Genomic DNA, 22,951 nt, shown 5'->3' with positions numbered 1-22,951 from the left:
TGGCAGCATCACTACAACTGGCATCGAGCTCATAGCGCCATCGGCGGCATTGCGCCGATGGCGAGACTTCCTGCGTCGAGAAACAACCTCTTGACGCTTCACAGCTAGCGCGGCGCGATTGCATGCAAGGCGGCGAGCATCGCGCCGTCCGGCGTCGCGAGATCGTCGAGCACCGCGAAGTGCTGCATGCCGCGCAGCCATATGCGGGTGATCCGCTCGCCGGCGGCTTCGCACGCCGTCGCGTATTCGTCTGCTTGCCGGATGAGTTCGGGCAGTTCGGCGTCGCCGACCGCGATGACGGTCGGGGCGCCGGGCCCGATGTGACGCAGCGGACTGTATGCGTCGACTTCGCGCGCGGTGAGCTGCAGCTTGTCGTTCAGGCAGCACAGCGCGATCGGTTCGAGATCGACGAGCGGGCTGATCGCGAGTGCCGACACGACGGCCGGATGCGCGCGATGCATGGCCGTCAGGTGGCCACCCGCCGAATGGCCGCTCAGGTGGATCGGCCGCCCCGCGGTGCCGAGGCCGTCGCGGTCGGCCGCGAGATGGTCGAGCAGCGCGCCGATCTCGCCGACGATATCGGTCATCGTCGCGACCGGCGCGAGCGTGTATTCGGCGAGCACGACGTCGTAGCCGCGCGCGAGCGGCCCGCTCGCCGCATACGCGAAATCCTCTTTCGTGCAGTGCTGCCAGTAGCCGCCGTGAATGAACACGAACAGCGGCGCGTCGGGCTGTCCGCACGGCAGCCAGTCGAAGCGCTGCGCGGGTTGCGCGCCGTAACGCAGGTTGCGCCGGCCGGGCGTTGCCGCGTACAGCGCCGCGCTGCGCGTCTGGCATGACGCCAGCAACGCGGGGAAATCGGGAACGGCCTTCGTGTTCAGGTACGCGGCGTCGAGCGCCGTGCGGTCCATGCCGCGATAGAGGATCGTCATTCGGAAAGCGCCTGGATCGGGTTGCGGATGCGCGCGGCCGGTGGGTTCCGTGCGCGGCGAAGGCGGCGGCCGCGCCGACGCCGTGGCGCCATTATCCGCAGCGCGGCCGCGCACGGCTATCCGGAATCGGCGGGCGCGGCGCGCGCCTGTCCGCTTTCGGCGAAGGACTGTGGCGGCGTGCGCGCAGCGTGCCGGTGCTCGCGCGGCCGGTCAGATCGGTTCGGAGATTTCGATCAGGTTCAGGTCGGGATCGCGCACGTACACCGAGCGGATCTTCTGCGTCGCGCCCGTGCGTTCGACGGGCCCTTCGACGATCGGCCAATCGACGCGCCGCAGGTGCGCGATCACGTCGTCGAGCGGGACCGACGCGATGAAGCACAGATCGAGCGCGCCCGGCACCGGCACGTGCGCTTTCGGCTCGAATTCCGCGCCGCGCACGTGCAGGTTGATCTTCTGGTTACCGAAACGGAACGCGAGCCGGCCCGCGCCGAAGGTGTCGAGCTGCATCTGCAACACCTCGGTGTAGAAATGCTTCGTCCGCTCCGGATCGACGCAGGTCAGCACGAGATGATCGAGGTGGTCGATCAGCGCCATGGGATTCGCTCCTGTTTCTGTTGACGTTCACGAGAAAGCGCGTTGCGCGGGCATGTCGCAGGTATCGGCGCGCGGGGGCGGATGAAGGTCCGAGCGACGCCCGGCCTTCAGGAGCTGGCTCGGCACGTCGTGCCCGATCAGCGCGGGCAGCCGCGCCGACGCGGCGAGCACGGCCGCAAGATCGATGCCCGTCTCGTAGCCGTCGAGTTCGAGCATGTGCACGAGTTCCTCGGTGCACGCGTTGCCGGTCGCGCCCGGCGCATACGGGCAGCCGCCGAGCCCGCCGAGCGACGCATCGAAGCGGTCGATGCCGGCGTCGAGCGCCGCGAGCGTGTTCGCGAGCGCCATCCCGCGCGTGTTGTGAAAGTGCAGCGTGAGCTGCAACGCGTGGAAGCGCTCGCGTGCGCGGCGCGACAAGTCGCGCACCTGCGACGGAAACGCCATGCCCGTCGTGTCGCACAGCGTGAAGCCGTGCACGCCGAGATCCGCGAAACGCTGCATCCACGCGAGCACCGTTTCAGCCGGCACGTCGCCTTCCATCGGGCAGCCCATCGCGGTCGACAGCGACACGTTGATCGCGACACCCGTGCCGCGCACCGCGTCGATCACGTCGCGCAACTGCGCGAACGACTGCTCGCGCGTCATCCGCAGGTTCGCGCGGTTGTGGCTCTCGCTCATCGACATCACGAGGTTGACCTCGTCGACGCCGCACGACAGCGCGCGCTCGGCGCCGCGCACGTTCGGCACGAGCACCGTATAGACGACGCCCGGCGCGCGCGCGATGCCGTGCATCACGGCCTCCGCATCGCGCAGCGCGGGAATCGCCTTCGGCGACGTGAACGACGTGACCTCGATCTTCGCGTAGCCGCAGGCGCTCAGCGCGTCGACGAGCGCGATCTTGTCGTCGGTGTCGACGAACGCCGCTTCGTTCTGGAAACCGTCGCGGGTCGCGACTTCGTGAATATGGAGTCGTTGCGGATGGGGGTTCATGTCTTCGTCCCGGTGGTCGTTTCAGATCACGCCGCGCGTGCGCCAGTCGTCACGGGTCGCCGCGTCGACGCCGAGCGATTCGAGCACCGCATCGGTATCCGCGCCGAGCGCGGGCGCCGGCCGCTCGATGCGCCCGGGCGTCGCGTCGAGTTTCGGCACGATGCCCGGCACGAGCACCGGGGTGCCGTCGGGCAGCGCGGCGTCGACGATCATGTCCCGCGCACGGTAGTGCGGATCGGCCGCGATGTCGGCCACGTCGTAGATGCGGCCGGACGGAATGCGCGCGTCGTTCAGCGCGGCGAGCACGTCGTCGAGGTCGTGACGCGCGCTCCATTCGCCGATCGCCGCATCGATGCGCGCGACCTGGGCGACGCGCCCGTCGTTGTGCGCGAGCGCCGGATCGTTGCCGAGATCGGGCCGGCCGATCAGTTCCATCAGCCGCCGGAAGATGCTGTCGCCGTTGCCGGCGATCAGCGCGTACCGGCCGTCGCGGCAGCGGTACGCGTTGGTCGGTGCGATGCCCGGCAGGCTGCTGCCGGCCGGCTCGCGCACCGCGCCGAACGCCGCATATTCGGGCAGCAGGCTTTCCATCATGTTGAACACCGATTCGTACAGCGCGACGTCGACGACCTGTCCCTTGCCGCCCTGCTGTTCGCGATGCCGCAACGCGAGCAGCACGCCGATCACGCCGTGCAGCGCGGACAGCGAATCGCCGAGCGAGATGCCGACGCGTACCGGCGTGCGGCCCGGCTCGCCGGTCAGGTGGCGCAGGCCGCCCATCGCCTCGGCGATCACGCCGAAGCCGGGGCGGTCGCGATACGGGCCCGTCTGCCCGAAGCCCGACACGCGCAGCATCACGAGCCCCGGGTTGATCGCGGACAGCGCGTCCCAGCCGAGCCCCCAGCCTTCGAGCGTGCCGGGCCGGAAGTTTTCGATCAGCACGTCGGTGTCGGCGACGAGGCGGCGCACGACGTCCTGCCCTTCGGGCGTGCGCAGGTCGAGCGTGAGCGAGGTTTTGTTGCGCGACTGCGCGGCCCACCAGACCGACGTGCCGTCGTGCAGCAGCCGCCATTTGCGCAGCGGATCGCCGACGCCGGGCGGCTCGACCTTGATGACCTCCGCGCCGAATTCGGCGAGCATCCGGCCCGCGAACGGCCCGGCGATCAGTTGGCCAAGTTCCAGCACGCGGATGCCGTCCAGGGGGCGTGTCATGACTGTCTCCGATGAAATCGTGTTGTCGATGACGGCGATCATGACGGCGTTCGCGCCCGGCGAAAATCGATCGATGGTCAACCAGACTTTCCGAAACGGAAAGGCGGACGACGGCGCGAGCACGGTATCGGCCAGGTGTGACGCGCCAGCCTTTCCATCCGGGAAAGCACGCTCCGGCAACGGTCAAACGACGGCGCGCGCGCCGCGTGCAGAATCGGATCCGTTCCGCGCCGCCGGGCGCCTGTCAGCGAGACCCGCCATGTTTTCCGTTTCTTCTCCCGCGAAGATCGTGTTCCTCGATCGCGCGACGCTGTCGCCGCAGACCGTGCTGAAGCCGTTTCCGTTTCCGCACGTGGTGCAGACGTTCGATCGGACGGCCGCGCACGAAGTCGCGGCGCGCATCCGCGATGCGGACATCGTCGTGACGAACAAGGTGCGGCTCGACGCGACAACCGTCGCCGACGCGCGGCGGTTGCGCATGATCGCGATCGCCGCGACCGGCACCGATATCGTCGATCTCGATACCTGTGCGGCACGCGGCATCGTCGTGAGCAATATTCGCGGCTATGCGGTGCGGACGGTGCCCGAGCACACGTTCGCGCTGATCTTCGCGCTGCGCCGCAGCCTCGTCGCGTATCGCGACGCGGTACGTGGCGGGCGCTGGCTCGACAGCGGGCAGTTCTGCTTCTTCGATCATCCGATTCGCGACCTGGCCGGTTCGACGCTCGGGATCGTCGGCGACGGCGTGCTCGGGCGTGCGGTGGCCGCCATCGCGCGGGCGCTCGACATGCGCGTGTTGTTCGCCGCGCACGACGACGCAGCGGGCGACGGTTATGCGCCGCTCGACACGCTGCTGCGCGTCAGCGACGTGATCACGCTGCACTGCCCGCTCACGCCCGCGACGCGGCATCTGATCGACGCACATGCGTTCGCGCGGATGGCGCGCCGGCCGCTGCTGATCAATACCGCGCGCGGCGGGCTCGTGGACGAAAGCGCGCTCGTCGACGCGTTGCAGTCGGGGCAGATCGCGGGCGCGGGGTTCGACGTGGTTACGCAGGAGCCGCTGCCGGCCGCGCATCCGTTTCACGCGATCCTGTCGCATCCGGCGTTCATCCTGACACCGCATGTCGCATGGGCCAGTGACGAAGCGATGCAGGCGCTGGCCGATCAGCTCGTGGACAACGTCGCCGCGTTCGTCGGTGGCGAGCCGCGGCATGTCGTGTGATACGCGCAGACATGCACAAACAGAACGGCCCCGCTCGATTGCTCGAAGCGGGGCCGACTGGATGCGAGGCTGCTTATGCGGGCGACTCGGCACGTAACGGGTTCGTACATTCGCCGCTGTCTTGCGCCGGTTTCCGAATACGTGACGAGACGACTTCAGGGCATTGAGACCGGCAGTGACGCCGCGCAAGCCCGAAAAGCGGAAAGCCGGCTCAGTAAGCGGACATCTCGACGCAAGGGTCGACCTTGGACGGCGAGCAGATGACCGAATACTTGGCGCTCTCGCGCGTCAGCGCTTCGCCTTCGTGCAGCGCGATCTTGATCTCGGGGTGACGCTCGTACGCGAGGAAGGCCGAGCACACGACGGCAGACATCACGACGAGGGAAAACACAAATTTTTCAAGGGTTTGGAAGCGTTCAGGCATGTATGACCTTTCTCTCATGGCCGGAATTATACCTTGAGATAAGGGTTTTCCCTATAAGCCTGTCTGCATACCGAGGATGCGTTCAAACGAGATAGGCGCGATGCTCGCGCCCTTTTTTATCGGGAAAAAGCAGCAGTGCGGTCCAGGCTGGCCGCCCTCGCGTCACTCCGCCGCCGACGCGCCGCTCGCCGCATTGCCCGGCCAAGCCTTGCCGATATGGTCGATCAATGACTTCGCGGTGCCCGTCACGAGCGCCGCGTCGACGCCCGACGTCTGCCATGAGCCGTCGGCCGCCTTCACGAAGGTCAGGTTCGCGCGCGACGGCGAATAATCGGCATTCCGCCACGTGACCACGACGTCGCACGAGTACGTGCGGTCGCCGAGCTTCTTGCAGTCGCCGTCGGGTTTCGCCGACACGACGTCGGCCGACACGGGCAACGGCTGGCCGAACAGCGCGTTCAACCCGCCGTGGTTTTCGGCCTCGAGCGCGCGGCGCACGGCGGCGTCGACGTCGCTCGATCCGGGACCGTCGTGGAGCAGATTGCAGGCGGCCAGCAGCGTCGAGGCGCCGGCGAGTGTCAGCAGCGTGTGAAACTTCATGGATATTCGTCGATCGGGTGAACGCCGCGTAGTCTGCAACGTCCGCGTATCGTGCGCGGTATCCATTTGTAACCAATTGCACGGCGGCCCGGCGCGTCCGTTGCCGCCCTTGCCTACTGCCGCTCCTGCTTCACGCGGCTCACGAGCTGGGTCGGACTGACGAACTGCAGCGCGATCACGACCCACACGAGCGTGATGGCCATGTAGATCATCGCCATCGCGTCGATCGACTGCGGCGCGCGCACGCCGGTCGAGAACACCGCGTAATACAGCGCGACGACGAGCGTCTGCGTGCTCGGCCCCGCGGTGAAGAACGTCAGCTCGAACATCCCGATCGTGCGCACCAGCACGAGCAACCCGGCCGCGAGCATGCCGGGCACGAGCAGCGGCAGCAGCACGTAGCGGAAATAGCGCGACGTGTTTGCGCCGAAGATGCGCGCGGCGGCTTCGAGATTCGGGTCGATCTGCTCGATGAACGGCGTCATCACGAGGATCACGAACGGCAGCGCCGGCACGAGGTTCGCCAGGATCACGCCCGGCAGCGTGCCCGCCAGCCCGATCTTGTACATCACGGTCGCCATCGGAATCCCGTAGGTGACGGGCGGCACCATCAGCGGCAGCAGGAACACCAGCAGCGCGAAGCGCTTGCCGCGAAACTGCACGCGCGCGAGCGCATACGCGGCCGGCACGCCGAGCGCGATCGACAGCAGCACGACCGCGCCGACGACCTCGACGGTCACCCACAGCACGCTCGCGAGCTGGAAGTCTTCCCACGCCTTCGCATACCAGTGCAGCGTGAAGCCCTGCGGCAGCGGCGTGCCGAACCAGCGCGTCGCCACCGAGTTCACCGCGACGGTCGCGATCAGCAGCATCACGTTCAACAGGAAGAACGCCATCAGCCCCCAGACGAGCGCCTTCCATGCGCGGCCGGCGAGATTGCTTTTCATCCGGTGCGGTTCCCTTGCGTCGACGGGCCGCGCATCGGGCGCGTCGTGCTTCGGCGGCCACGTGCGAGCGGCATGATTATCGGTCGCCATCAGCCCTTGCCTCCCGTGACCGCACCCGTATAGAAGAAGCGGCGCGCGCCGAGCATCGACGCGACCACCAGCAGCTGCACGAAGCCCATCACGATCGCGATCGCCGACGCGAGCGAATAGTCGTAGCTCTCGAACGCGGCTTCGGCCGCCGCGATCGAGATCACGCGCGTCGGGCCGGCCGGCGCGCCGAGCAGCACGGCCGACGGGAACACCGAGAACGCCTGCACGAACGACAGGCACGCGGCCATCGTGAGCCCCGGCACGAGCAGCGGCAGGTAGATCCGGCGAAACTGCTGCCACGGGTTCGCGCCGAGCGTCGCGGCCGCGCGCGCGAGCGTCGGGTCGATGCCGCTGATGTACGACAGCATCAGCAGGAACGCGAACGGAAAGCCCGACACGATCAGCGACAGCAGCACGCCCCAGTAGTTGTGCGTGAGGCGCACTTCGTCGGTGTACAGGTGCAGCCCCTGCAGCGCCTGCGGAAACCAGCCGTTCGGCCCGAAATACGTGAGCATCCCGTCGGCGACGAGCACCGTGCCGAGCGTGACGGGAATCACGAGCAGCGTCGTGACGAACTTCTGGTACGGCGAACTGCGGCGCAGCGCGAACGCGACGGGTACCGCGATGCCGACGTTGAGCAGCGTCGCCGGCACCGCGAGCTTCAGCGTGACGAGCACGGTCGGCCACATCGCGGTGTCGGTGAAGAACTGCACGTAGTTCGCGAGCGCGCCGCCGCCGTTCGTCGGCTGGAACGACAGCACGAGGCCGTACGCGAACGGATAGATGAACAGCGCGGCGATGAACGCGAGCGCCGGCGTGACGAGCCACGCCTTCGCATCGCGCGGCGTGCCGCCGGTCGCGAGCGTGCTCATGCGGCCTCCGGGCGAGGTACTCCCGCGCATGCCGATTGGCGCAGCCCGTTCATTGCACGTCTCCCGCATAGACGAGCGTGCGCGCCGGCGCCACGCGCAGCCGCAGCGCCGCCCCTTCCGCGAACTCGCCGGCCACGCGCGCCCAGATTGGGCCGAACGGCGTGATCGCGCGGATCAGGGAGTCGCGGCCGCCGTATTCGACCGTCTCGACGGTCGCGTCGAACGCATTGTCGGCACCCGCTTCCGCGCGCTCGATGTCGTCGGGGCGCAGCGCGATCACGACGTCCTTCGCGTCGAAGCCGGCCATCGGCACGCCGAGGAGGCGCACGCCACCTGCTGTCACTCGAACGCCGTCGCCGGCCATCCCTTCGAGCGTGAACGGCAGCACATTGCGATAGCCCATGAAGCGCGCGACGTGCAGGTTGTGCGGACGCGTGTAGACGTCCTTCGGCGACGCGACCTGCTGCACGACGCCCTCCTTCATCACGACGATGCGGTCGGCCATCGACAGCGCCTCGTCCTGGTCGTGCGTCACGTAGATCGTCGCGCGTTCGAGCTGGGTGTGGATGCGGCGGATCTCGGCGCGCATCTCGATGCGCAGTTTGGTGTCGAGGTTCGACAGCGGCTCGTCCATCAGTACGAGCGGCGGCTCGATCACGATCGCGCGCGCGATCGCGACGCGCTGCTGCTGGCCGCCCGACAGTTGCCCGGGCAGCTTGCCTTCGTGACCGACCAACTGCACGAGTTCGAGCGCCTGCTGCGCGCGCCGCCGCGTTTCCTGCTTCGCCACGCCGCGCATCTTGAGGCCGAAGCCGACGTTGTCGAGCACCGACATGTGCGGAAACAACGCGTAGTTCTGGAACACCATCCCGAAGCCGCGACGCTCGGGCGGCAGCACGTCGATGCGCGTGTCGTCGAGCCAGATGCCGCCGCGCGTGAGCGGCTGCAGCCCGGCGATGCAGTTCAGCGCGGTCGATTTGCCGCAGCCCGACGGGCCGAGCAGCGCGATGAATTCGCCGCGCCGGATCTCGAGGTCGAGGCCGTTCAGCGCGGCAACCTGCGCGCCTTGCGCATTGGTGAAACTGCGGCACACGCCGTCGAGCCGCAACCGTTCGAAACTGTGCTTCATTTACGCGAACTCCGTCGGCGCGGGCGCCCGAGCGCCCGCGGGTTCATGCGTTATTTCGATTTCTGCGAACCGATCTCGCGGTCCCATTTCTGGAACGCGGCGACCATCGCCTGCGCGTTGAGCGGCTGCACGTGCGGGCGATCGGCGAGCAGCTTCGCGTATTCGGGGCGGCCGAATTTCCTGATCACTTCCTGGCTGTGCGCCGGCGCCATCTCGAGCGTCACGCCCTTCACCGCCGGGCCCGGATAGAAGTAGCCGTCGTCGTAGGTCATCGCCTGCTGCGCCGGCTCGAGCAGGAAATTCATCAGCTTGAACAGCACGTCGAGCTTTTCCTTCGGCACGCCCTTCGGGATCACCATGTAGTGTGCGTCGTTGACCCACGTCATGTTGTCGAACGCCTGGACTTTGAATTCGGCCGGTACGATGCCGAGCGCGCGCGGATTGAGATCCCAGCCGGTGACGGTCACGGTCATGTCGCGCGTGCCTTCGCCAAGCTCCTTCATCACCGCCGACGTGCCGCCCGGGTAATACGGTACGCAGTCGTTCAACTGTTTCAGGAATGCCCAGGTCTTGTCCCAACCGTTGATCGGGTCCTGCGGATTCTTGTCGCCGAGCACGTACGGCAGCCCCATCAGGAACGTACGGCCGGGGCCCGAGTTCGCCGGGCGCGCATAGATCAGCTTGTTCGGATGCGCCTTGCACCATGCGAGCAACTGGTCGGGCGTCTTCGGCGGGTCGGAGACCTTCGCCGGGTTGTATTCGAGCAACGGGCCGGCCGGCATGTAGGTGACTTCGAGGCCGAAGCCCTGCGCCAGATCCTGCATCTTGCGCGGGCCGGGCGCGTACTTGTCGAGCACGCCGGGGAGCGCGGCCGCGTTGTCGGGCAGGAGCTTCTGCCACAGGTTCTGTTCGATGCCGGCGGCCAGCGCGTCGGTGCCCGTCAGCACGAGATCGATGTCGGAGCGCCCCGCCGCCTGCATCGCCTTGATCTTGCCCGGCAACTGCGGCGCCGGCGCGTTCGTGAACGTGACGTTCGCGACGAGGGTCGGGTTCTTCTCCTTGAACGCCTCGATGGCCTTCTGCGTGAGCTGCAGGTTGCCTGCGACGTCGACGATGTTCAGCGATACGGGGGCGGCAGCGGCTCCTGCGGCCGACAGCGCGAAGCCCAGGGCGAGTGCGATCCGGCGGACACGGCGAGCGATCGGGGTGGTGTTCATGTCTCTTCACTTCGGTCGGTGGATGGGACCTTTCTTGTCAGGAAATCATGACGGCGTTATACGATGTCGGTCAACAAAAAACCACCGGATGCGGGGCGGGACTTTCCCTGACAAAAAGCTTCAACGACAGCAAGGTCCAGGAAGCGCCGGTATGTCACACGGTGTGTGTTAAGACGTCATATGTCGACGTACGAACGGCGAAAGCCTGATTCTTCCGAGCGGTTGTTTGCAGAGTGATCGACGGGCAGTTACGGCGAGGACACCGCAGAAGGATGAATCGATGGGCCGCCTCAGCGAGAAACCAAACTTTCCCAGACCGCACTGAAATACTCGGCCAGTTCTTCGCTCGTGACGCTGCCGTCCGCAACGTCAACCATGAGATCCTCGAGATCGGCCAGACGGGGCATCGAGATGCCTTGTCTCTCCATGTACGTCAATGCACACGTCAGCCCGGTGCGCTTGTTTGCGTCGTTGAATACATGGCCGCGCGCGATCGCGACGGCATAAGTCGCCGCAATGCCGAACACGTCGTCGAGACCGGCGTAATGGACGTGATTTTCAACCCGGTGCAACGCGGCTTCGACACCGCCACGCCCGGCATGCGCAAACCCGCTCAGACCGCCGAGGTCTCGAATGATTTCGTCGTGGATGGTGATGACGTAATCGAGATCCAGCAAATCAGCGGTCCTTCAATGCGATCAGCACGTCCCGGTGTTCGGAAATGACTTTCCGGGCTGCTCGAAGGACATCGCTTTTCTCGGCTTCGGTCGAAGCCTTGACCTCGGTCGTGGGACGAATAATCGTGCGGGGTTTCAGTTCAACCCCGTACAGCACCTTTCTTTTTGGGGCCATGATGGCATTCCATTAAAAACGATAACAATCAGTGGTTTATTCCGCATTTTCACGCGGCACCGCACGTCCACAAATCATAGCACCAGACAAGTCGGTCAATGACAGTGGAAAGTCGTGAACGGTGCGTGAACGTCAATTTCTTCAGCCGGAATGACTACCCCCGAGCGCCGCCACTTCGCCAATCCACCGCTCCGCATCACGCCACTCGCCGTAGCCGGCCGCCGGGTTCAGGTGCCCGACCTCGCCGAGATCGATGAGCCGGCTGCCCCAGCCTGCCGCCAGCCGCTCGACGCGCTCGAAGCGTGCGAGCGGATCGTTGCGGCTCGCGGCGACGATGCTCGGGAACGGCAGCGGCCCGGTCGGCACCGGGGTCCAGCCGTGCGCAGCCAGCGCGTCGGGCGTCGGATAGCCTTCGGGCATCGGCGTATCGAGATCGGCCGGCGCCGCGAGCAGCGCACCGTGAATCGTGCGTGGGGCCTGCCGTGCCCAGTGCGCGACGATCATCACGCCCGCGCTGTGTGCAACGAGGATTACCGGCCCGTCGATCGCGGCCAGCGCCGCATCGAGTGCCGCGACGCGCACGGCGCGGCTCAGTTTGTCGGCGTCGAGCGGCGCGACGGAGCGTGCGTTCGGCACGCGTCGTTCGAGATGCGTCTGCCAGTGGTCTTCGACGTGATCGCGCAAGCCGGGCACGATCAGGATGGTGGGTGCGGTCGCCAGGGTCATGCAGCCTCCAGGAAGCGTGCGGGAAGAAAGTTCAGGAAAGTCGTGTCGCGCGCCGTTCGCGTTCGACGCGCGCGAGATCGGCCGCATAGCTCGCGCGTCCGACCGCGAACAGCACGGCCGCCGCGAGCGGCACGACGGGAATCCATTGCAGTGCGCCGACGAGCCCGGCGCGATCGGCCGCCCACCCGGTCAGCAGCGGGCCCGGCGCCATGCCGAGCAGGTTGTTCGCGAGCGTGAGCGTCGCGAACGCGGACGCGTGGATCGCGGCCGGCGTCAGGTTCGCGACCATCGCGCCCGATGCGCCGGACGCGCCCGCGCCGACCAGCATGCCCGCGCAGATCAGCGCGAGCTGCAGCGGCCCGGGCGGCAGCCGGAACGCGACCGCGAGGCACGCGCCGGTGAGCACGCAATACGCGATCGCGGTCAGCCATTTGCGCGAGCCGTCGGCCCGCCCGACGCGGTCGGTGACGATGCCGCAGCCGACCATCCCGACGCCCGCGAGCAGCACGAAGCCGGCCGCGACGACGGCCGCGCGGTCGGGCGCCATCGCGTAATAGCGGTTCAGGTAGCTCGGCAGCCATGCGAACAGCGCGCCGGGCACGAACAGGTGCAGCCCGCTGGCGACATACGCGCAGATCACCGAGCGCGACGCGAACAGCCCCGACATCAGCGCGCGCACGCTGCCGCGCAGGTCGCGCGGCGCGTCGGCATCGCGCCGGCACGGTTCGACGCGGTATGCGGCGAGCCGCCGCTCGGTCACCGCGCAGCGATACGCGACGAGCAGCACGATGCCGAGCGCGGCCATCACGCCGAACGACCAGCGCCAGCCGAGATGCGCGCCGACCAGCCCGCCGAGCGCCATCCCGAACACGGAACCGAATGCGCCGCCGGCCATGAACGCGCCGGTCAGCGTCGCGCGCAGCCGCGCCGGAAAGATGCTGAGGATCAGCGCGACGCCGACGCTGCCGTACGCGGCTTCGCCGAGCCCGACGAGGCCGCGCGCGACCAGCATCTCCGCGTAGTTGGTCGACAGCGCGCAGCCGAGCGTCGCGACGCTCCACAACGCGGCCATCAGCACGATGCTGCGCACGCGCCCGAAGCGGTCGGCCAGCACCGACAGCGGGAACGTCAGCAGCCCGACCAGCAGCGCGACGACGCCGGACAGCGAACCGAGCTGCGTGTCCGACAGCGCCCATGCGTGCTTGAGCAGCGGAAACACTGCATTGAGCACCTGCCGCGACATGTAGTCGGACAGCAGCAGCCCGACGGTCAACCCGAACACGAGCCACGCATACGCAGGCGCGCGCCGCTCGGTGGCCGTCAGGTCCTGCAGCGACGGCTCGACGTGATGAATCAACATGCGTGTCTCCTCCGGCGCCGGGGCGGCAATGCGCCGGCGCGGCTTGCGCGGCCCCGCTCCGTTTCGCGGAGCTTGCCTCGCGCCATACCGATACGCGAGGATGGGTGCCGCGCCACATCGATCGGCGGGCGGCGCTCGCGGGCCGCCCGGTGCGCTATGCGTCAGGCTGCGCGCAGCGGCACGCTCACCTGGCCCGGCCGGCGGTTCGGCGCCATCCCGAGCTGCGCGAGCGTTTCGTCGACGCCGTCGTACTGCACGCCGATCCGGTAGATCGCCTTCGCTTCATTGCCGGTCGCGATCTCGCGGCCGAGTTCGCGGGCGATCCGCACGCACTGCTCGACCTGTTGCACCGACGTCATCCGGTTGCCCTTCTGGTCGATGATCGTGTCCTCGATCCCGCAGCGCGGATGCAGGCCGAGCGCCATCGCGACCGTGTTGATCGGCAGCACGTTCTTCATCAGCGATTCGAGCGTGATGCACGCGCCGTCCGGGCAACGCCGCACGAATTCCATGAAGTTGTACGGATTCGGGCCGTCGAAACCGCCGCCGATGCCGACCCATGTGACGTTCAGCGGGCCGCGATAGACGCCGCGCCGAATGATCCGTTCGAGCGTTTCGAGCGCGTGCATGCCGGTGAGCTGGAAATGCGGCTGGATACCGGCCGCCTGCAGGCGGCGCAGGTGCTCGTCGACCCAGCCGGGGCCGGCCGGCACCGTCATCTCGCGATAGGCGTCCCACAGCGCGTTTTCGTTCAGCGACGTGCCGGCGATGTCCTTGCGGCTCATCAGCTCGGTGATGTTCATCTGCACGGTGTTGATCGCGACCGTCACCTGGTCGGGCTTCGGCGTCAGCTCGGCGAGCATGTGGCGCGTGTCGTCGGACAGCCATTTCGCCTCGGCGCCGTCGCCTTCCGGCGCGAACGAGATCGAGCCGCCGACCTGCAGGATCATGTCGGGCACCGCCTCGCGCAGCCGGTCGAGCAGCTCGTTGAATTTCGACAGCCGCTTGCTGCCCTTGCCGTCGAGCTCGCGCACGTGCAGGTGCAGCACCGTCGCGCCCGCGTTATAGCAGTCGACGGCCTTCTGCACGTGCTCGTCCATCGTCACCGGAATGTCTTCCGGAAAATCGGCGGGCATCCATTCGGGGCCGTACGGCGCGACCGTGATGACCACCTTGTCCTGGTTTTCCGGGTGCAGCGAATCGTCGAGAAATTGCATGTCGTCCTCCAGTGGGAATCGTTGTGTGTCGGGCGTACGACGCGTACAGGCGTGCGTACCCCGCCGCGCCGGGCGGCGAGCCCGGCGCGGCGTGTATCGGGTGGCGAATCGGTTAAGCCGCGGTCGTGCTCAGAACGGCACGTCGCCGACGATGCCCGCGCGCTCCATCCGGCGCACGCACGGCGGGTAGTCCATCACCGCGTAATGCTGCGTACTGCGGTTGTCCCAGATCGCGACGCTGTTCTTCTTCCAGCGCCAGCGCACCTGGTATTCGGGGATATAGGCCTGGCTGATCAGGTACTGCAGCAACTGGCCGGCGCCGGGGTTCGCGTCCTGCCCGAAGCGCACCCGCGCCGGCGTGTGGAAGTTCGTGAAATGCGTCGCGAACGCGTTCACGTACAGCACCTTCTCGCCGGTTTCCGGATGCGTGCGCACGACCGGATGCTTGGCGTCCGGATACTGTGCCTTCAGCGCGAGGCGCTTGTCGATCGGCATCGCCGCGCCGAAGCTCGCCTCGATGCTGTGGCGCGCGCGCAAGTCCGCGATCTGCTGCTTCACGTGGTCCGGCAGGCGCTCGTACGCGAGCACCATATTCGCCCACATCGTGTCGCCGCCAACCGGCGGACCGTCGATGCAGCGCAGCACGCAGCCGAACGGCGGCGCCACGCGCCAGCTCGCATCGCTGTGCCACGCATTCTCGTAGTGGTCGTTCGGCTGGTCGGGCGACTTGTAGATCCGCACGAGCCCCGGGTGCTCGGGATCGCTGCCGGCGACCGGATGATCCTCGAGTTCGCCGAAGCGCCGCGCGAACGCGACGTGCTCGGCGCGCGTGATGTCCTGGTCGCGCAGGAACAGCACGCGGTGCCGGAGCAGTTGCGCGCGGATCTCGGCGAACAGGCCGTCGTCGTGCACGGCGTCGGCGAGGTTCACGCCGAGCAGCTCCGCACCGATCGCACAGGTCAGGGGTTCGACTCGCATGCGCGCCTCCTCAGACGATGAACACCGATGAACCGGTGGTCTTGCGCGATTCGAGATCGCGGTGCGCCTGCGCGGCGTCCTGCAGCGCATAGCGCTGGTTGATCTCGATCCGGATGCGGCCGGCCGCGACGTGCGCGAACAGTTCGCCGGCCAGGTCGTTCTTCTCGGCCGGATCGGCGATGTAGTCGGCCAGCGCCGGGCGCGTCAGGTACAGCGAGCCCTTCATCGCGAGGCGCTGCGGATCGAACGGCGGGATCGGGCCCGACGCGGTGCCGACGCACACCATCAGCCCGCGCCGCTTCAGCGAATCGAGCGAGCCTTCGAAGGTGTCCTTGCCGACGCTGTCGAACACGACGTCGACACCCGCGCCGTCCGTCAGTTCGCGCACGCGCTTCGCGACGTCCTCGCGGCTGTAGTCGATCGTATGGTCGCAGCCGTGCGCGCGGGCGATCGCGGCCTTGTGTTCGCTGGAGACGGTGCCGATCACCGTGAGCCCCAGCAGCTTCGCCCATTGCGACACGATCAGCCCGACGCCGCCGGCGGCCGCGTGCAGCAGGATCGTGTCGCCCGGCGCGAACGCGTGGATGCGGCGCAGCAGGTAGGCCGACGTGAGGCCGCGCATCGTCATCGCGGCGGCCGTGTCGCACGCGATGCCGGCCGGCAGCCGGACGAGCGGCGCGGCCGCGATCAGCCGTTCGGTGCTGTACGCGCCGAGCGTGTTCAGAAAGCCCGTGTACGTCACGCGGTCGCCGGCGGCGACGTTCGTCACGCCGGGGCCGACGGCCTCGACCACGCCGGCCGCCTCGACGCCGATGCCGGCCGGCAGCGGCACCGGATACAGGCCGCTGCGGAAATACGTGTCGGCGAAGTTCAGGCCGACCGCCTCGTGCCGCAGGCGCACCTGGCCGGGGCCCGGATCGCCGACGTCGACCGCCTCCCAGCGCAGCACGTCGGGGCCGCCGGTTTCGTGGAATCGCACTGCATGAGCCATCTTGTTCTCCGTAAGTCGTCAGTCCGATGCGCGGCGCGCATCGGCGGGTTCGTTCGTGCGTGGCGGCGTCGCGGCTGCGCCGTCCGCCAGCGGTTCGTCCAGTCCGGCCCAGTCGGCGTCGCCGAGGTAGCGCCGCGCGGCCGGGAAAATCACGCCTTCCATCCGTCCCATCTGCTCGAACGCGCCGTGCGCATAGCGGGCCAGCGCGGTGTCGAACGCGGCCGACGGCAGCCCGTCTTCGGCGAGCCGGGCGAGCGCGCCGAGGGCTTGCGTGTCGCGCTGCCGCTGGCGGTCGAGTTCATCCAGTTCGGCCGCGACGCACTCCGCGCGAACGCGCAGTGCCGCGAAGAGCCGGGCTTCGTCGGCCGTGCCGAAGCGGGCGTTCTGCAGTGCGGCGAGCGACGCCAGCGCATCCCGCGCATCAGCCGCTTGCCGCTGCTCGTGCGCGGCGTCGCCGGACGCCATTAGCGCGTCCAGCAGCACACCGACCGCGCGATGCGCATCGAGACAACGCGCGATCACGCGCGCCGCGGCGGGCGCCCGGTGCGACGGGCACACGAGCACCGGCACGCCGCTCGTCGCGAGCAACTGCTGCCGCCGTGCGCGGGCCGCCGCATCGGCGTCGGGCGGCAGCGCGGCGACGCCGATCAGGTCGCAGCCGAGCTCGTCGGCGAGCGCGCCCGGCGATGCGTCGCCGGCCCCCGGATGGCCGGCCCCAGCGATCGCATGGGACAAGCCCTGCGCCCGCGCGGCGGCTTCCACTTTCGCACCGTGTCCGGGCAGCCGCGCTCCGGATAAACGCGAGTCCGGCGCGGCGGCGGACAGCACGAACGTGACCCGGGCACCGACCGCGCGCGCCAGTTCGAGCGCATCGCCGATCGCGTCGATGCCGCCGGGCGCGCCGTCGACCGTCACGAGCAGATGGCGGTACATCGTGCCGCTCCGCTTATCCGGCGATCGGCGCGTGACGCTTCGCGCCGGTCGATACGATCTTCATGGGTGCCCTCCTCGTGGCGTTCGTCATGCATCGGAACCCATGCTATCGACGCCGCGCCCGGGCGGCCCCACTCGGCGCGGGGGGGATTGACGCGCGAACGCGGTTCGACCGATCCTTCCGCCAAGCCCACCCCGGACGCTGGCCCGCGTGGCCGCGCCGGACCCCACTGCTGCCCCGATGGCCTACCCACCCGATCGCGCCGACGCGCCCCCCACCGAACTCGTGCTGAAGACGACCGCGCCGCGCGTGCCGGCGCAGCTGCTCGCGCGTGCGCGGCTGAGCCTTGCCGCACCGGCGTTCGGCGGTCGCCCGGTCACGCTGGTGCAGGCGCCAGCCGGTTACGGCAAGACCTCGCTGCTCGCGCAATGGCGCCGCGAAACCGTCGCGCTCGGCCGCGCGGTCGTGTGGGTGTCGGCCGACGAGCGCGACGACGCGCCGCGGCTGCTGCAGGGGCTCGTGCAGGCGGTGCGGACCGGCTGCGCGCGGCCAGGCTTCGGACGGTTGATCCCGGGCGGCGCGGCGCGTGCGCTGGACGGGCTGACCGCGTGGCTGGCCGAGGTCGCGCAACTGTCGATGGAGGCGTTGCTGATCGTCGACGACGCGGAGCGGCTGCCGGCCGCCGGTCTCGATGCGCTGACCTACGTGCTGCACAACGCGCCGCAGAACCTGCATGTCGTCGTCGCGGCGCGGCGCGGGCTCGATCACGCGGCCGGCGACCTGCTCGCATGCGGCCAATGCACGCTGGCAGGCCCCGACTGGCTGCGTTTCACGCTCGACGAGACGATCGCGCTGGTCGGCGCGCGCTTCGCGCAGCGGGTGGACGCCGATGCGTGCGCGCGGCTGTTCGAGCGCGTCGACGGCTGGCCGCTCGGGCTGCAGCTCGCGATGGCCGCGATGGCGCGCTCGGCCGATCCGCGCCAGGCGGTCGATGCGCTCGCCGCCCGCGTGGACGGCACGCGCGACCGGCTCGTCGAGCTGCTGCTCGCGAACCTGTCGGCCGACGACACCGCGTTCCTGACGCGCACGAGCGTCGCCGATCGCCTGCATCCGTCGCTGTGCGCGGCGCTGCTCGACGACCCGCACGCGCCCGACCGTCTCGCACGGCTCGCCCGCGACACGCCGCTGTTCATCGCATCGGACGATTCGGACTGGTGCCGGCTGCACCCGCTCGTGCGCGACACGCTGCGCGATCGGCTGGCCGCGCGCCCCGACGCCGAGCGCAGCACGCTACACGCTCGCGCGGCGGGCTGGCTCGACGCGCACGGGATGACCGAGGAAGCCGCGCGCCACGCGTATGCGGCCGGCCAGGTCGAGACCGCGTACGCGCTCGCGCAGCGCTGCCTCGAGGATGCGATCAAGCAGGGCCGCATCAACGACGTGCTCGACTGGCTCGCGCTGCTACCCGATGCGGAGCTCGACAAGCGCCCGACGCTGCGGATCGCGGTTGCGTGGGCGCTGGCGCTCGGCGAGCGCCATGTCGAGGCGCGGCGCCAGATCGCGGGCATCCTGGCCGACGACGGCACGCCGGCCGCGATGCGCTACGAATGCGCGCTGATCCTCAGCGCGGCCGCGTATTACGCCGACGAAATCGATCGCTTCGTCGAACTGTTCGAGCCGTGGGCCGACTTCACGCCGCCGGCGGCGACGTGGCTCGCGCAAATGCATGCGAACCGGCTGTCGGCGCGCGCGATTATCGTCGGCGAACCGGCGCAGGCGCGTCGCTTCCAGCAGGCCGCGCCGCGCGGCGAGACGGCGGCCGGATTCGGCTACGTCGCGCGCTGGGGCGAACTGATCGCCGGCCTGAGCTACCTGCGCGAAGGCCAGATCCGGCTCGCGGACGACGTGCTGTCGCCGGCATTGGCGCGCGCGGAAGCCGATCTCGGGCGGCGCCATCCGCTGACCTGCATGCTCGCGGCGATGTGCGCGGCGATCGCCTACGAGGCCGATCGCGTCGACCAGGCCGCCGCGCTGCTCGCGAACCGGCTCGACGTGCTCGAACACGCGGGCACGCCCGACACCGTGCTGCTCGGCTATCGCACGGCCGCGCGCATCGCGCTGCTGCGCGGCGTCGAGCATCGCGCGATCGACTTGCTCGAGGCGCTCGACGCGATGGGTGTTGCGCGCCGGCTGCCGCGCCTGTCGGTCGCGAGCGTCGCCGAGCAGGTGCGCATTCACGCGGCGCGTTATCGCGAGGCGACGTGCCACGCACTGGTCGAGCGGATCGATGCGATCGCCGCGGCCGAATTTCCGGCGCACGGGCCGCTGTGGCGGCGCCCCGTCGTGTTGCTGCAGGCGAGCGCGCATGCGTATGCGGCGCTGGCCGCGCGCCGCTGGGACGACGCATGCGCGGCGCTCGACGAAGCCGCCGTGCTGGCCCGCGAAATGAGCATGGGCCGCGAGCGCATCGAGATCATGGCGCTCAGCGCGTTCGCGCTCGACCAGTCGGGGCGCGGCGGCCGTGCGCTGCTCGACGAGGCGATGAACCTCGCGGACATGTTCGGCCTCACACGCACGCTCGCCGATGCGCATCCGGCCGTGGCCGACTGGGCGCGCCGCGTCGGCGACGAGGCGGCCGCCGGCGACGGCCCCGCGCGGCACGCGCTGCCGCAGCCGCGCATCGTGCCGCCCGCTCCGCGCGGTGCGGCGAGCCCGCGCGCGGTGCCGAGCGTCGTGCTGACGCCGAAGGAGCGTGCGATCCTCGAGCTGCTCGCGCGCAACCTGTCGAACAAGGAGATCGCGGTCGCGCTCGCCGTCGGCGAGGAAACCGTGAAGTGGCACCTGAAGAACCTGTTTGGCAAGCTCGACGCGAGCTCGCGCAAGCATGCGGTGCGCCGCGCGCTGGTGCTTGGGCTGCTTGAAAACGCGCCTTGACGCCTGTCCGAGCCGGCCGCCCATAGCGGCGTAGCTGTCCGCCTCGCTTCGATTCTCCGCAACCCTGCCCCCCGCGCATGGGGGGGAGCGGCCGTCCGTCGTTGCGTAGTCTTTCCGCACGGCTCGCCCCGGCGTGCATGTCGCGCCTTCCCGCCTGCCTCGCTGCTTCTTCGCTTTGCCCGCTTTACCCGGCCGGGCTCGATCCCGTCCGGTCCAATGACGATCCTGGAGACTTCGATGAAGACGAAACTGGCCGCGCTCGCGGCGCTTGCCGGCTGTTCGGCGCTCGCGCATGCGCAATCCTCCGTCACGCTGTACGGCGTGATCGACACGGGGCTGCTGTACCAGAGCACGTCGGCCGCGTCGTTCAGCCCCAGCGCGCCGAACACCGGCAAGGTGTTCCGGATGAAGGACGGCGGCATCTATTCGAGCTTCTGGGGCATCCGCGGCAGCGAGGACATCGGCGGCGGCTACAAGATCAACTTCAAGCTGCAGGGCTCGTTCGACAGCGGTACCGGCAGGCTGCAGCTGAGCGACACGCCGGGTGCCGTCGCGATCTTCAACCAGGTCGCGTCGCTCGGCGTGTCGGGCCCGTTCGGCACGTTCACGGCCGGCCGCCAGATCGTGCCAATGATCTATGCGATGGCCGACACCGACGTGCGCAATGCGCAGTTCTTCGGCAGCGTGCTGACCGCGTGGCTCGGCCTGAACACGGCGGCCGGCTGGCCGGGGACGAGCACCAACGGCTCGATCGGCGCGCTGTACGACAGCAATGCGCTCGTCTACCAGTCGCCGACGTTCGCGGGCGCGTCGATCGCGCTCGAATACGCGCCGGGCGGCGTCGCGGGGCAATTCCAGGGCGGCACGCGCGAATCGGTCGTGCTCAAGTATGCGAACGACGGGCTGAACCTGTCGGCCGTCTACTACAACGGTCACGACACGAACCCGGCTCCGGGCGTCGCGCCGACCGGCGTCGATAACAATCGCTTCTTCTACGTCGGCGCGAAATACACGATCCGCGATTTCTCGGTGTCGGCGTCGTACGGCAACGGCCGGAATCCGTCGCATGCGGACAAGGTCAACCTCGACATGCTGTCGGCCGGCGTCGGCTACCGCTTTACGCCTTTCCTGCAGGTGAGCTCGGCCGTGTATTACCTGAAGGATCGCAACGTCTCGGCGAACAAGTCGACGGCGGTCGTGCTCGCGGCCGACTACAGCCTGTCGAAGCGGACGATGGTCTACGCGCAGGTCGGCCACGTGAACAATCGCGGGACGATGGCCCAGATGCTCGTGTATGGGCAGCCGGTCGCGCCCGGCGTCGGCACGACGGCCGCGATGGTCGGGCTGCGGCACAACTTCTGATGGTGTGGCGCGGTGCCGCATGGCGCGGCGCGAGGCGCGCGCGGCGGCACCCGGGGGCGACTCACGGCCGCTGTCTGCAGCGATTGCGGGGATCGGCTACAGTGGGCGTCTTCGGCGCGCCCCGCCCGCCTGTCGATCGTCGTGTCCCTGCCCGCCGTGTCAGGGGCTGTCAGCGACGCGCGTCCTGCCGGCGGAGCGCAGATTCCCCACTTCGACGAGCGAACCTTCATGCCCGATCTGTCCGCCTTCCCGATCACGCAAAAGTGGCCGGCCCAGCATCCCGACCGTCTCCAGCTCTACTCGCTGCCGACGCCGAACGGCGTCAAGGTGTCGATCATGCTCGAGGAAACCGGCCTGCCGTACGAGCCGCACCTTGTGCGCTTCGACACGAACGACCAGTTGTCGCCCGAATTCCTGTCGCTGAACCCGAACAACAAGATCCCGGCGATCATCGATCCAAACGGCCCCGACGGCCAGCCGCTGCCGCTGTTCGAATCGGGCGCGATCCTGATCTATCTCGCGGACAAGACGGGCCAGCTGATCCCGAAGGATCTGGCGGGCCGCTACGAGACGATCCAGTGGGTGATGTTCCAGATGGGCGGCATCGGGCCGATGTTCGGCCAGGTCGGCTTCTTCCACAAGTTCGCCGGCCGCGATTATGAGGACAAGCGCCCGCGCGACCGTTACGTCGCAGAATCGAAGCGCCTGCTCGGCGTGCTCGACGCGCATCTCGCGAACCGTCAGTGGGTGATGGGTGATACCTATACGATCGCCGATATTGCGATCTTTCCGTGGGTGCGGAACCTGGTCGGCTTCTATGAGGCGGGCGATCTGGTCGGGTTCGGCGAATTCCGGCATGTCAAGCGGGTGCTCGACGCGTTTGTTTCTCGGCCGGCTGTGGAGCGCGGGCTCAATATTCCGACGCGGGGCTGAGCAACCGGGCGGCAGCGGGCATGCCGCCCGCGGCCCGCGCAACGCTCGAGTCAGGCCCACCGCATGCGCGGTGGGCATTTTTTTGCTCATCACGAATTTTCGGGGAACGCTGGGAAGACTGTCGGTGTACGGCCATGAACGGTCGGTCGACTTCGACGTCCAGATCGTTGATGATTGCGTATGGGTCTTTGGCCACTCCCAGTCACGAAACCGTATGAGGTGCCTAGTCATACATGAACTACCCTCCACTTGAACTTGGTGCTGTTTTCAAAACGGACTGGACAGAGCATCCTATTCGCGTGATCGCGTTTGATGCAGATGTGGTCATGTATGATGGACCGGCCAGAGTTTCATAGACACTCACGAGCCGTTTAACGCGTAGCGCCGCTCGAACTCAATCGGTGAAAGATCGCCGGCGGAACCATGCCGACG

General features: G+C 68.5%; 22 protein-coding genes and 1 pseudogene. 5 read left to right on the top strand and 18 right to left on the bottom strand.

What is annotated here, in order from left to right; all coding sequences use genetic code 11:
- A pseudogene (locus HWX55_RS35065) lies at nucleotides 1–108 on the top strand (IS481 family transposase); the annotation flags it as partial.
- Here the strand turns inward: HWX55_RS35065 and HWX55_RS35060 are convergent.
- The 4 genes from HWX55_RS35060 to HWX55_RS35045 all read right to left on the bottom strand — a co-directional run bounded on the left by HWX55_RS35060 (nucleotide 105) and on the right by HWX55_RS35045 (nucleotide 3,728).
- Nucleotides 105–932: an alpha/beta hydrolase gene (locus tag HWX55_RS35060; protein WP_175978991.1), complete on the bottom strand. Its 828-nt coding sequence runs from the start codon at nucleotides 930–932 to the stop codon at nucleotides 105–107. The pseudogene HWX55_RS35065 and the gene HWX55_RS35060 overlap by 4 nt on opposite strands.
- A 210-nt stretch (nucleotides 933–1,142) precedes the next feature.
- Nucleotides 1,143–1,526 (bottom strand): VOC family protein, encoded by a 384-nt coding sequence (locus tag HWX55_RS35055; RefSeq protein ID WP_050012659.1) that lies wholly within the window; start codon nucleotides 1,524–1,526, stop codon nucleotides 1,143–1,145.
- A gap of 27 nt (nucleotides 1,527–1,553) precedes the next feature.
- Entirely contained in the window at nucleotides 1,554–2,516 is a 963-nt protein-coding gene (locus HWX55_RS35050) for a hydroxymethylglutaryl-CoA lyase (RefSeq protein WP_175978990.1), read from the bottom strand.
- Between the two features lie 21 nt (nucleotides 2,517–2,537).
- A complete protein-coding gene (locus HWX55_RS35045) occupies nucleotides 2,538–3,728 on the bottom strand; it encodes a CaiB/BaiF CoA-transferase family protein (protein ID WP_175978989.1) in 1,191 nt (396 codons plus the stop codon).
- Between the two features lie 259 nt (nucleotides 3,729–3,987).
- On the opposite strand from HWX55_RS35045, the gene HWX55_RS35040 reads away from it, so the two are divergent.
- Nucleotides 3,988–4,953 (top strand): D-2-hydroxyacid dehydrogenase, encoded by a 966-nt coding sequence (locus HWX55_RS35040; RefSeq protein WP_175978988.1) that lies wholly within the window; start codon nucleotides 3,988–3,990, stop codon nucleotides 4,951–4,953.
- A gap of 211 nt (nucleotides 4,954–5,164) precedes the next feature.
- Here the strand turns inward: HWX55_RS35040 and HWX55_RS35035 are convergent, their stop codons facing one another.
- The 14 genes from HWX55_RS35035 to HWX55_RS34970 form a co-directional block, all read right to left on the bottom strand.
- Nucleotides 5,165–5,377 carry a hypothetical protein gene (locus tag HWX55_RS35035; RefSeq protein WP_175978987.1) on the bottom strand — a complete coding sequence of 71 codons (213 nt, stop codon included), beginning with the start codon at nucleotides 5,375–5,377 and terminating at the stop codon, nucleotides 5,165–5,167.
- 162 nt (nucleotides 5,378–5,539) lie between these two features.
- Entirely contained in the window at nucleotides 5,540–5,977 is a 438-nt protein-coding gene (locus HWX55_RS35030; RefSeq protein ID WP_069232658.1) for a hypothetical protein, read from the bottom strand.
- A 113-nt stretch (nucleotides 5,978–6,090) separates the two neighbouring features.
- The gene (locus HWX55_RS35025) at nucleotides 6,091–7,014 is read right to left on the bottom strand and encodes an ABC transporter permease (protein WP_089488443.1); all 924 of its coding nucleotides are present in this window, start codon (nucleotides 7,012–7,014) and stop codon (nucleotides 6,091–6,093) included.
- A complete protein-coding gene (locus tag HWX55_RS35020; protein WP_175978986.1) occupies nucleotides 7,014–7,886 on the bottom strand; it encodes a sugar ABC transporter permease in 873 nt (290 codons plus the stop codon). Before HWX55_RS35020 ends, HWX55_RS35025 begins: the two co-directional genes overlap by 1 nt.
- A gap of 49 nt (nucleotides 7,887–7,935) precedes the next feature.
- Nucleotides 7,936–9,015 carry an ABC transporter ATP-binding protein gene (locus tag HWX55_RS35015; RefSeq protein ID WP_175978985.1) on the bottom strand — a complete coding sequence of 360 codons (1,080 nt, stop codon included), beginning with the start codon at nucleotides 9,013–9,015 and terminating at the stop codon, nucleotides 7,936–7,938.
- A 50-nt stretch (nucleotides 9,016–9,065) separates the two neighbouring features.
- Complete coding sequence (locus HWX55_RS35010) at nucleotides 9,066–10,232, bottom strand: extracellular solute-binding protein (protein ID WP_175978984.1); 1,167 nt, start codon at nucleotides 10,230–10,232, stop codon at nucleotides 9,066–9,068.
- Nucleotides 10,233–10,522: 290 nt separating this feature from the next.
- Entirely contained in the window at nucleotides 10,523–10,909 is a 387-nt protein-coding gene (locus HWX55_RS35005) for a type II toxin-antitoxin system death-on-curing family toxin (RefSeq protein ID WP_175978983.1), read from the bottom strand.
- A 1-nt stretch (nucleotide 10,910) separates the two neighbouring features.
- Nucleotides 10,911–11,084 (bottom strand): hypothetical protein, encoded by a 174-nt coding sequence (locus tag HWX55_RS35000; protein ID WP_171026897.1) that lies wholly within the window; start codon nucleotides 11,082–11,084, stop codon nucleotides 10,911–10,913.
- 141 nt (nucleotides 11,085–11,225) lie between these two features.
- The gene (locus HWX55_RS34995; RefSeq protein ID WP_175978982.1) at nucleotides 11,226–11,810 is read right to left on the bottom strand and encodes an alpha/beta hydrolase; all 585 of its coding nucleotides are present in this window, start codon (nucleotides 11,808–11,810) and stop codon (nucleotides 11,226–11,228) included.
- A gap of 31 nt (nucleotides 11,811–11,841) precedes the next feature.
- A complete protein-coding gene (locus HWX55_RS34990) occupies nucleotides 11,842–13,170 on the bottom strand; it encodes an MFS transporter (protein ID WP_175978981.1) in 1,329 nt (442 codons plus the stop codon).
- A 161-nt stretch (nucleotides 13,171–13,331) separates the two neighbouring features.
- Nucleotides 13,332–14,387 (bottom strand): 3-keto-5-aminohexanoate cleavage protein, encoded by a 1,056-nt coding sequence (locus tag HWX55_RS34985; protein WP_175978980.1) that lies wholly within the window; start codon nucleotides 14,385–14,387, stop codon nucleotides 13,332–13,334.
- Nucleotides 14,388–14,516: 129 nt separating this feature from the next.
- Entirely contained in the window at nucleotides 14,517–15,365 is an 849-nt protein-coding gene (locus tag HWX55_RS34980; RefSeq protein WP_175978979.1) for a TauD/TfdA family dioxygenase, read from the bottom strand.
- Nucleotides 15,366–15,375: 10 nt separating this feature from the next.
- Nucleotides 15,376–16,356 carry a quinone oxidoreductase gene (locus tag HWX55_RS34975; protein ID WP_175978978.1) on the bottom strand — a complete coding sequence of 327 codons (981 nt, stop codon included), beginning with the start codon at nucleotides 16,354–16,356 and terminating at the stop codon, nucleotides 15,376–15,378.
- Nucleotides 16,357–16,374: 18 nt separating this feature from the next.
- Nucleotides 16,375–17,289 carry a hemerythrin domain-containing protein gene (locus HWX55_RS34970; RefSeq protein ID WP_175978977.1) on the bottom strand — a complete coding sequence of 305 codons (915 nt, stop codon included), beginning with the start codon at nucleotides 17,287–17,289 and terminating at the stop codon, nucleotides 16,375–16,377.
- A 241-nt stretch (nucleotides 17,290–17,530) separates the two neighbouring features.
- Between HWX55_RS34970 and HWX55_RS34965 the strand changes: the two genes are divergently transcribed.
- The 3 genes from HWX55_RS34965 to HWX55_RS34955 all read left to right on the top strand — a co-directional run bounded on the left by HWX55_RS34965 (nucleotide 17,531) and on the right by HWX55_RS34955 (nucleotide 22,519).
- On the top strand, nucleotides 17,531–20,224 hold the full coding sequence (locus tag HWX55_RS34965; protein WP_175978976.1) for a LuxR C-terminal-related transcriptional regulator: 2,694 nt from the start codon (nucleotides 17,531–17,533) through the stop codon (nucleotides 20,222–20,224).
- Nucleotides 20,225–20,461: 237 nt separating this feature from the next.
- Nucleotides 20,462–21,586, top strand: coding sequence for a porin (locus HWX55_RS34960; protein ID WP_175978975.1), 1,125 nt, complete (start codon nucleotides 20,462–20,464; stop codon nucleotides 21,584–21,586).
- Nucleotides 21,587–21,814: 228 nt separating this feature from the next.
- Complete coding sequence (locus HWX55_RS34955; protein WP_175978974.1) at nucleotides 21,815–22,519, top strand: glutathione S-transferase N-terminal domain-containing protein; 705 nt, start codon at nucleotides 21,815–21,817, stop codon at nucleotides 22,517–22,519.
- Nucleotides 22,520–22,951: the final 432 nt, after the last annotated feature.

Origin of the sequence: Burkholderia sp. BCC1047 (assembly GCF_902833155.1) — a bacterium.
Lineage (GTDB): Bacteria > Pseudomonadota > Gammaproteobacteria > Burkholderiales > Burkholderiaceae > Burkholderia > Burkholderia sola.
Note: the sequence above shows the minus strand (reverse complement) of the source record. Positions and strands in the feature narration are given on the sequence as shown.